Annotated in this window: 14 protein-coding genes; 5 read left to right on the top strand and 9 right to left on the bottom strand. The window is 38.8% G+C overall.

Annotated elements, in window-relative coordinates; all coding sequences use genetic code 11:
- From VFM80_RS12715 to VFM80_RS12695, 5 genes are all read right to left on the bottom strand, one after another.
- Positions 1–244: diacylglycerol kinase family protein (locus tag VFM80_RS12715; RefSeq protein WP_395072244.1), on the bottom strand; the 244-nt coding region annotated here is incomplete at its 3' end.
- A complete protein-coding gene (locus tag VFM80_RS12710) occupies positions 241–588 on the bottom strand; it encodes a hypothetical protein (RefSeq protein WP_395072242.1) in 348 nt (115 codons plus the stop codon). The genes VFM80_RS12715 and VFM80_RS12710, both read right to left, overlap by 4 nt.
- 11 nt (positions 589–599) lie before the next feature.
- Positions 600–1544 (bottom strand): succinylglutamate desuccinylase/aspartoacylase family protein, encoded by a 945-nt coding sequence (locus tag VFM80_RS12705; protein ID WP_395072240.1) that lies wholly within the window; start codon positions 1542–1544, stop codon positions 600–602.
- On the bottom strand, positions 1537–2460 hold the full coding sequence (gene rimK / locus VFM80_RS12700; protein ID WP_395072238.1) for a 30S ribosomal protein S6--L-glutamate ligase: 924 nt from the start codon (positions 2458–2460) through the stop codon (positions 1537–1539). Before rimK ends, VFM80_RS12705 begins: the two co-directional genes overlap by 8 nt.
- Positions 2460–2918 (bottom strand): ATP-dependent zinc protease, encoded by a 459-nt coding sequence (locus tag VFM80_RS12695; protein ID WP_395072236.1) that lies wholly within the window; start codon positions 2916–2918, stop codon positions 2460–2462. Before VFM80_RS12695 ends, rimK begins: the two co-directional genes overlap by 1 nt.
- 110 nt (positions 2919–3028) lie before the next feature.
- Here VFM80_RS12695 and VFM80_RS12690 point away from each other — a divergent pair, with 110 nt between their 5' ends.
- From VFM80_RS12690 to VFM80_RS12670, 5 genes are all read left to right on the top strand, one after another.
- A complete protein-coding gene (locus VFM80_RS12690; RefSeq protein WP_395072234.1) occupies positions 3029–3883 on the top strand; it encodes a 5'-nucleotidase, lipoprotein e(P4) family in 855 nt (284 codons plus the stop codon).
- Positions 3884–3889: 6 nt separating this feature from the next.
- Entirely contained in the window at positions 3890–4948 is a 1059-nt protein-coding gene (locus VFM80_RS12685) for an alanine racemase (protein ID WP_395072232.1), read from the top strand.
- A 416-nt stretch (positions 4949–5364) separates the two neighbouring features.
- Positions 5365–5751, top strand: a complete 387-nt coding sequence (locus tag VFM80_RS12680; protein WP_395072230.1) for a VOC family protein — start codon at positions 5365–5367, stop codon at positions 5749–5751.
- Positions 5752–5769: 18 nt separating this feature from the next.
- Complete coding sequence (locus VFM80_RS12675) at positions 5770–6231, top strand: DsrE family protein (protein WP_395072228.1); 462 nt, start codon at positions 5770–5772, stop codon at positions 6229–6231.
- A 5-nt stretch (positions 6232–6236) separates the two neighbouring features.
- Complete coding sequence (locus tag VFM80_RS12670) at positions 6237–6860, top strand: Crp/Fnr family transcriptional regulator (RefSeq protein ID WP_395072226.1); 624 nt, start codon at positions 6237–6239, stop codon at positions 6858–6860.
- A gap of 114 nt (positions 6861–6974) precedes the next feature.
- Here the strand turns inward: VFM80_RS12670 and VFM80_RS12665 are convergent, their stop codons facing one another.
- The 4 genes from VFM80_RS12665 to VFM80_RS12650 form a co-directional block, all read right to left on the bottom strand.
- Positions 6975–7265, bottom strand: coding sequence for a HigA family addiction module antitoxin (locus VFM80_RS12665; RefSeq protein ID WP_395072224.1), 291 nt, complete (start codon positions 7263–7265; stop codon positions 6975–6977).
- Between the two features lie 14 nt (positions 7266–7279).
- Positions 7280–7570 carry a type II toxin-antitoxin system RelE/ParE family toxin gene (locus VFM80_RS12660; protein ID WP_395072222.1) on the bottom strand — a complete coding sequence of 97 codons (291 nt, stop codon included), beginning with the start codon at positions 7568–7570 and terminating at the stop codon, positions 7280–7282.
- Between the two features lie 774 nt (positions 7571–8344).
- Complete coding sequence (locus tag VFM80_RS12655; RefSeq protein ID WP_395072220.1) at positions 8345–9154, bottom strand: hypothetical protein; 810 nt, start codon at positions 9152–9154, stop codon at positions 8345–8347.
- 56 nt (positions 9155–9210) lie between these two features.
- On the bottom strand, positions 9211–9463 hold a 253-nt coding region (locus VFM80_RS12650), incomplete at its 5' end, for an SHOCT domain-containing protein (RefSeq protein WP_395072218.1).

The raw sequence follows: 9463 nt of genomic DNA, 5'->3' as shown, positions 1-9463 counted from the left end.
CTATAATTCCATTTGCTACCCGGTTAACCGTCCCGTCTCCGCCACAAGCTATAATATGGGTAAAGGATTCAGCTTTAGCCTTCGCAATATCTTTAATGGAGTCCTGAGGTTGTATATAAATAAATTCAGAATCGGGAAACAGATTTTCTAAATAGTTTTCCCGTTCCTTAAAAAAACTTTCAGCTCGTGAAGAATTAGAGAGACAATTGATCAGGAAGCAATATGACGACTCACTTAGACTCAATCGAAATGCTTAACATTAATTGAATACCTGCCTTTTTTATCAGGTTGTATCTTGATCTTATCTATGATCGCATCTACAGAAACTTCTCCCTGTATTGCGACCAGGTCAAAGCCATCTTCATTTATTCTTTTTATGGGAACCTGAATACGGAGCGGATCAAGTACAATTAGCAGAATTGGATCTTTCCCATCGAAATAATGATTCAGGATTTTTTCAGCGTTATTTCCTTCAAATGAACGAAAGTATCCATCCTCATTAAATACGAGTGGCTTCAAATTTCCATTCTCTGAAACTTGACGCCATTCAGATTGTTTTACAGCCGCAAATAATAGATCTATATCCAAAGTTTTGTTATTTATTTGTTATATGCAAAATGAATCAGAGCATCACCCTTATTAACTACAGGACAATTATTTAGCCCTATTACCATGCCATCATGAGGTGCAATAACCCTGGAGTTAAGGTCACCATATGGATCTTTGATCAATCCTAAAACCTGACGTTTGTTAAGCTCTTCTCCAAGTTCGGCTTTTGTAATAAAAAGACCTGCATTTTTAGTTCTTATCCACGTAGAATTATTAAATACTTTAGTCTTATTTGGTTCAGGTGCTTCTTTTATCATACCGAGATGTTTCATTAATCTTTTTGCACCGTCTATACCCTCTTCTATGCCAAATTCATCATATCGTAATGACTCTCCGGTTTCATAGACCAAAATTTCTTTACCTTTTTTATGAACGGCATTTCTAAATGATTTCGATATCAATGAAGAATGCATCATTACCGGAGCTCCCATGGCCTCAGCTAATTTCTTAGCTTTCTTGATCTTAAAGGAACATCGAATCTGAGGATAATTAGACCGTGCCGCCCCTCCTGTATGGAAATCAATACCGCAATCGATTTCAGGGATGATCTCTTTCATTAATGTGTAGGCCAATAATTTAGCTAGTGAACCACCTTTAGCCCCTGGGAAACTACGGTTGATATCCTTTCCATCAGGTAATCCCCTGGAGTTTTGAATAAAGCCATAAATATTTACGATAGGTATGGCAATAACTGTTCCTTTTTCCGGAACTACAATTTCACGTTCTATCATACGACGCACGATCTCTACGCCATTTATCTCATCTCCATGCAGTCCACCCGTCAAAAGTAATACAGGTCCGTCAACCGGAGCCCTGTAAACCAACACGGGTAAGTCAATGCTAGTATAGGTAGGAAGCCGGGCAATATTGAGGTTTACTATCTTCTGCTCACCCAGCCCGATCTTTTGTTTATTGATCGTGATAAACTCAGGCATGCTTCTTCGCCTTTTTACGTCTTCCAGGGTTTACTCTGCGATCTTCTAAAGACTTTTCAATATACTTAATAATGATACTTGCGATATCTTTATTGGTGGTTTTTTCGATTCCTTCCAGTCCGGGAGATGAATTCACCTCTAGTATAAGCGGGCCTCTTTCTGATTGAAGCATATCAACACCGGCAATTTGAAGATCCATAGCCTGTGCAGCAGTCAAAGCTGCTTCACGTTCTTGTTTGCTTAGTTTGATCAACGTGCCTGATCCACCCTGATGCAAGTTTGATCTAAACTCTCCCTCTTTGCCCTGACGCTTCATGGCTCCAACTACTTTACCGTCTACTATAAATGCCCTGATGTCGGCACCTTTCGATTCAGAAATGAATTCCTGAACAATTACCCGGGCTTTCATAGCATGAAAAGCTTCTATGATAGATTCAGCTGCTTTTTTAGTAGGACCTAAAACAACGCCATGTCCCTGTGTGCCCTCCAGTAATTTCACAATTAAGGGAGCTCCGCCAACTGATTCGATAAGTGTTTTTACTTCCTTCGAATAATTGGTAAAAACAGTTTTTGGAAGTCCTACACCGGAGCTTGCAAGTAATTGTAAACTTCTGAGTTTATCTCTTGACCTAACCAATGCCTGTGAATGAACCGCACTAAAGACCTCCATCATTTCAAACTGGCGGACAACAGCAGCTCCGTAAAAAGTAACAGAAGCGCCTATACGAGGTATAATTGCATCCAGATAATCTATTTTATTACTCTTGTAATATATTTTCGGATTGTCTTGCTCAATGACAATATCACATTTTAAATGATCAATGATCTCTACTTTATGCCCTAAAGCTTCAGCCGCCTCATATAAACGCTGTGTTGAATATAAAGATGAGTTCCTGGAAAGAATTCCGATTTTCATTATTTAAAACTCCCTGTATTTGTGTCTTGTGAAAGATTTTTTTTTGTCACATCAACCATAAACGGTCCTTTCTTCAAAAATTTACGGCCTATCAAAAGTGGGTACTTCATGCCTGCACGATTAGTTAAAGAGAACTCGATCATATACAGCTCATTAAAAAACTTGATCTTTGTTTGCACAAAATATCGTAATTCTGTTTCACCATTAGAGCTTTTAACCTCTCTTTGATCGTGAATCGGCATCTCCAATTTTTGATCACTGTAAGCGTCGTGCTCAGGGTCCAACAAATAGAACCGGATCCAATTTTCACCATTGTGTTTATAAGGCTCTATATGGTGGCAATGCAAACTTGACGTAAATGCACCGGTATCAATTTTAGCCTCAAGATTATAAAATTTCCAATCAGGCAGATCTACTTGTTCGGTACGTCCAATTAATTTTTGGTTTGATGATTTCATATCGAACTAAAAATAACGGTTTAATTGTCTAATAACATTCTCTTCTAAAAATTGTTTAGCTCTTGTCTTGATTTCATATCTTTAAGAAAATTAAGTTTTAATTATACTCCATGAACACATACAAGTCACTTATCATCATATCCGCCTTAGCATTCACCTCCTGTGGCACATTCCAAAATGCTTCTGAAGATACCGCGGTTCCTAAAAATACAACAACCCAGGCAACATTGTGGGTGCAAAACTCAGCCGAATATAAAGCATTAGCATTTCAAACCTACAATACAGCTCTAAGAACTATTTCATTGCCTTTGGAGGACTCGTTCTGGACAGCTTCTATAAATCAGAAAGAAAGCGAAGATTATATGTCCCTCCCTCCTGCCATCATTCTGGATATAGATGAAACGGTTTTAGATAATTCACCTTTTCAGGCGCGAATGATAAAACAAAACAAGAGTTTTAATATCGAAGACTGGAATGCATGGGTTAATGAAGCAAATGCCTCAGCAGTTCCCGGTGCAGTTGAATTCACTAATTATGCACATGAACAAGGGGTAAAGATCTTTTATATCAGTAATCGCGGATATGAAGTTGAAGAAGCTACCCGCGAAAATTTAATAGCGGAGGGTTTTCCTGTTTCTGAAACTATGGATAACATTATGTCTAATGGTGAGGAACCGGGATGGACTTCTTCTAAAATTCAGCGCCGACAATTAGTAGAAAACAACTATCGTGTAATTATGATCTTTGGGGATGACCTCAATGATTTTTTCCCTGCTAAAGACATAAATCAACAGAAAAGAGCCGACCTTGTTAAGCAATACTCAGAAAATTTTGGCCGGCGGTGGTTTATATTTCCAAATCCGGTTTATGGCTCTTGGGAAGATGCCTTATATGATTTTGAAGATGATTTAACTGAATCTGAGAAAAATGCCATTATCAAAAAGAAACTGAATTCAAAGAACTAACGATATATGTACCCTTTCCCCAAACTTTTCATTGATCCGGATCAGGTCCGTTCAAATATTAGTGATATGGCTACTAAAGCCAGTAAGTCATCTATTGAATTCCGCCCTCATTTTAAAACACATCAATCTAAAGCTATTGGGAAGATGTTCAGAGAATTCGGGGTTAAAGGGATCACTGTCTCTTCAATTAAAATGGCTAAATACTTTTCGGATGATGGCTGGGATGATATTACTATCGCATTCCCCGCCAATGTGTTAGCTTCATCATATTTTGACTCTATTTCAGAAAACTGCGAGTTGAAAACCCTGGTAATATCTAAGGAAGTAGTCGAAAGACTGGATTCAACCTTAACCCGGCCCATTGGTCTTTATGTTGAAATAGATCCTGACTATGGTCGCAGCGGCATACCGATAGGTGATGTGGATTCCATAAGATCTGTTCTTGATGCGATAGACCGATCTGCCCACTGTTATCCGGCAGGTTTTTATTGCCATGCCGGCCATACCTACAAAGCAAGATCAAAAGAAGAGGTCACAGAAATTGCGACACGGGCATTAGAAAAACTTAGCACGTTAAAAACAGTTTTTCCGGATCTGCCGCTTTGTTTTGGGGATACTCCTTCCTGCAGTGTATTGGATGATTTTGGCCCCGTCGATCAGATCAGTCCGGGAAACTTTGTGTTTTATGACTGGATGCAGGTCCGGATCGGCTCCTGCTCTCCAAATGAAATAGCCGTATATATGGAATGTCCCATTATCGAAAAGTTTCCGGATAGAAAGCAGGTATTAATTCATGGCGGAGCGGTTCATTTCTCCAAAGACTCTGTCAACATTGATGGAAACCTAAGCTATGGCGAACCTATGCTCAAGCATCTGTCTGAAGAAACCTACGTGAAAAGTCTCTCCCAGGAACATGGCATCGTACAATGCAGCCCGGCCGTTTTTGATCAGCTGAACGTTGGTGAAATCATTCAGATCTTCCCCATCCATTCCTGCCTGACGGCCGATTTAATGCGTGAATATCACACCAAAGACGGAAAGGTTTTGGATCATATGAACGGGTGAACCGGGGTTTAAGGTCTTTTCTTGTGTAGAATTTAGTAATTCACAAATCGGTCGTTCGGTCCATCGGTCTCTCGTAATTCAGTTTGAACCACGGATTAGGCGGATTTTTTGGATTTCACTGGTTTTTCATAACTGAGATTCCGTTGTTACGGCCTGCCTTAAAATTTCATTTTCAGCATTTCAATCGCCTCCACTTATATCCAGTAAAGAATTTTCAATTTAACCTTTTCGCTTTGTGATGATCAGTTTTGAAAAGAAAAAAATTGAAGATTATACGTTGTCATTCAAAAAATAGGACTTGTGTAACAAAAGATACTGTCATTGGCTGTAAGTGATATTAATTTTATTCACAGCACTAATAAGTAAAAAGTGTATTTGATATTTCTTTAGCCAATATTAATCTAAACACTGATTTTATGAATATTCAAACACCTGGAATACATCATCTGGCACTTCGTGTAACCGACTACGAACGGTCAAAGCATTTCTATTTGAATACACTTGGTTTCAAGCAGATTCTTGAAAAACCAGGACTGTGTCTGTTTCAAGCCGGAAACAATGCGGTAGCGATTCTGGGCCCAACGGATGAAACTCCTGAGAACGATCAATTTAATTCTTTTCGGATTGGTTTAGATCATCTTGCTATCGGATGCGAAAACGAAAAGGAACTGAAACGTGTGGCCGAAGCGCTCAATCGCTATGAGGTGGAAAACACCGGCATCAAACACGACGAAACGCTTGACAAGAACTATGTAGCTTTCAAGGACCCGGATCGTATATCATGGGAATACTATATGGTGTAACATCAAACTCTTATTATTATGAATAATTTACTAAAAACCATTACTCTGCTTTTATTTGGTTTCATCCCCTTGATCCTTTTTACAACCTCCAATCAAAATTCCGAAGCCATGAATGAGAAATCCTCAGTTTTAATCCACCTTACGCAGGGTCCGGAAAACCCAACCGTAGCCGCATTGGCCTTTCTTGTAGCCCGAACCGCCGTGGAAGAAGGCCATAGTGTAACCCTCTTCCTGGCCGGCGACGCTGTTCAGCTGATGCGGGAAGGCGTTCTGGAACACCTCAACGGACTTGGAACTGGTTCACTGAAAGAGCATTATGAAATATTGGCAAATGCTGGGTGCGAATTTTATCTTTCTGGTATGTCCAGCAACTCCCGGGAGCTCACCGATGAACAGGTTAAAGGCAAAAACGTAACGTTTGCCAGTCCCCGTGTGCTGGTCGAACTGGCCATGGAACACGAAAAAATGTTTGTTTACTAAAAAAAATGAACCGTATACAAAACCTACCGCTGGAAAATGCATTAAAAGTCGAGATGGAGAATCGGTGTACGGTTATGAATTTTGATAAGCATCAAACAATCGTAGAGGAAGGCAACTTCATGCAGGTGATCCCGTTGCTTTTGAGTGGATCGATCCGAGTGTTTCGCCGGGATTATGAACAGGACCGGGAAATACTACTCTACTATATCGAACCGGGCGAAACCTGCATGATGTCGCTGGTGGCCTGTTTTGGAGACGCAGTTAGCAAGGTGAACGCAGTGACTGAGAAGAAGTCGGAACTGCTACTGATTCCAACTGCCAATGTTCGTTGCTGGCAGAAAAAGTACGACTCTTGGAACTCATTTGTGATCGACACTTTCTTGGGACGCTATACTGAGCTACTGAAAACACTTGAAGAAATTAGCTTTAGGAACATCAAACAGCGCCTCCATGGCTATCTTAAAGAGTATGCTGAACGGAACGTTACTAAATCGGTCAAGCGTACCCACCAGCAGATTGCCAACGAACTGGGGACTACCCGTGTGGTAGTTTCAAGATTACTCAAAGATATGGAAAGTATGAACATGATAGAACTTCACCGGGGATTGATTAAATTGAAGAAGTTATAACGGCCAAGCGTATAGCGGGTGCAAAGATTAAAAAAATTGAATATAGCATGAAAAACAGTAATCGCAAGGGCAACGGCTAAACCGAAGCTGGAGTTGCGCCCGTCGTTACTGCACTTATACCTGAACAGCTTTCAGAGGAACAATTTCTTTGTTTGGGCGATGAGAAGATAAATCATACATCGCCTGTAGATTTAACCAAAATTCAGGGGACGTATTAAAAGCCTTGGACAACAACCAAGCCGTATCAGAGGAAATACCTCTTTTCCCCCGTACAATTTCATTAATACGCTGAATGGGAATATCCAGATGATCCGCTAATTTTTTCTGAGTTAATTCCATGGGCTCAAGATATTCTTTTAGTAAGATCGTACCGGGATGTGTGGTTATTCTATTTTGTGGAATCATGGTTTTAGCTTTTTTTAGTGATAATCGACAATGGCTACATCAAATGCACTGGAATCTTGCCAACGAAAAATGATTCTCCATTGGACGTTAATTCGGATACTATGATAACTTTTATAATTTCCACGCAACGCTTCTAATCTGTTACCTGGAGGTGATCGTAAATCATCTAAAGAAATTGCCGCATTCAGTATGTCCAATTTGTAGATTGCTGAATCAAGAATTTGAGTTGGCAGACTGCGAACCTTACTACTCGAAACCCCATGAAACAAATCTGACGTTGCTTTATCTCCAAATGATTTAATCATTCTTTAAGTTAATGGATTAACGGTATCCATGCAACGAAATTGTTTTGTGAAGCTATAATGGCTAGCAAATAAGCGACGCGAAGCTTATGAGTTAATAAACGGGTAAAAAGTTAAAACAAGCAACACTGGAAACCAGTGGCACGTCCGCGTCCCCAGTTAAAGTATGAACCGGTTGCCCATGTGGAAGTCAGAGACTTCCTAGGCTGCTACTTTTAAGTCACCGTTGCGAGAAGATTTAAAAAAGCTATGAGATAGCTAGCTGAACTAATAATAAAACCTGCTTAAAAATTTCTTGTTATCGTCATAATAATAAATACCTAATACTTCTTTCGTGTCTTCTTTGATCGGGAATTTGTAAGCTCACAAATCGGTCGTTCGGTTTATCGGTCTTTCGTAACTCATTTTGAACCACGGATTACGCGGGTTTACCTCTCTGCCCTATAGCTAAAGCGGCTGCGAGTGAAGCAAAGTATGAAACGATTGCCCGTATGGAAGTCAGAGACTTCCCGGGCTGTCGCTTTTAAGTCACCGCTTCGCTGAAGACTTAAAAGAGCTGGGGAAATCCAGGAAATTTTGAATTTCCCCAGATTTAATTTTCTTAACCCACTCTTTTTGTTGCTTACTTAAATACATGATTCATGAATTTTTATACACATAACGACCCAGCGTTTAAACAGTGCGGGGATTCTGGGTTTCTTTTGAAGTAGCGAAATTAATTCCACAGAAACAAGTAGGCCGTGTCCGATTTGAAAAGATTGTTATAAACCAATGTTTTTATATGAGAAATGATTGAATAAATGTATCAACTTTACTCTTAATACAACCATCTTTTTTAGCATTTTTTCTGAAAATAGAAAGATCTTTGCTTTTTAAAACTTCAATAATTAAGTCATCATCAAAAGTAGTGATGCCATTTAATCTATTTTTAATAAAATATTCAGGCTTACTAAAAATCTGTTCAGCCAATTCATTTGGTTTTAAATAGTTACAATGGCAACACTCTGATTTTCTTGGTTTTGTTTGTGTGGCCAAAACTACATCATACGTAGTTAGAAGTTCAGGCCAATCCATTTTTAAACAACCTCTTTCGTTAATTAGGGACTCATCTTCTGAATTCATTTTAAAACTTTCTATAAGCTCATTTGTCAATGTTGGAAAATATCTTTCCGACCATTTATCAACAAAAGACTCTTTATTTTCCATATTGTAATTAAGCCAGCAAGTTAGAATACACCACTTCGTTGTGCCTCCCTTTATAAATTCTCTACTGGATGATCCTTCGGCTGATGATAAATCCCTTGCAGCACAAATCAATTCAGAAAATTGAAATTCTTGATTTTTAAAAGGCACAAATTTTGCAGTTCCATATTTTTCTTCTTTCCAATATTCAGAACTTAAAACCATAGTAGGACATCCTCGGATTTGGGAAAAGCGACCATATCGAATTGGCACTTTGACATCGATAATATTCGGATAAAAATTTTCACCGAAATAATGTTCTCTCCAAGCTTTTCTTCCTTTAGTATTATCCCAAAGAAGGGAACCAAGCATTAGTACACCGGAATTTAATTTATCGGATACCATAATATTAATGAATCTAATAACTATTTTTAAAGACTATTCATTTGATGTTTTCTTGCTTAGATATTTTCAATTATAGACTGACGTTTTTTGTTGTACTCATCCTCCGTTATCAAATCTCGATCTCGTAATTCTTTTAAATGCAGAAGCTGATCTTCAACAGTGTTAATTTTTTTAGAACCCAGATTTAATGTTGAAAACTTTAACACAAACCCAGGCAGAAAAGAAGTTGAAATAACGAGTAAATAGATGACTGCAAAAAAAGAAATTGGTGTACTTGACAGAATAATTTCCATTAATGAGTCTTCGGAA

Origin of the sequence: Gracilimonas sp., from assembly GCF_035704785.1 — a bacterium.
Lineage (GTDB): Bacteria > Bacteroidota > Rhodothermia > Balneolales > Balneolaceae > Gracilimonas.
The sequence above is the reverse complement of the archived record's forward strand: the minus strand, read 5'-3'. Positions and strand labels throughout refer to the sequence as shown.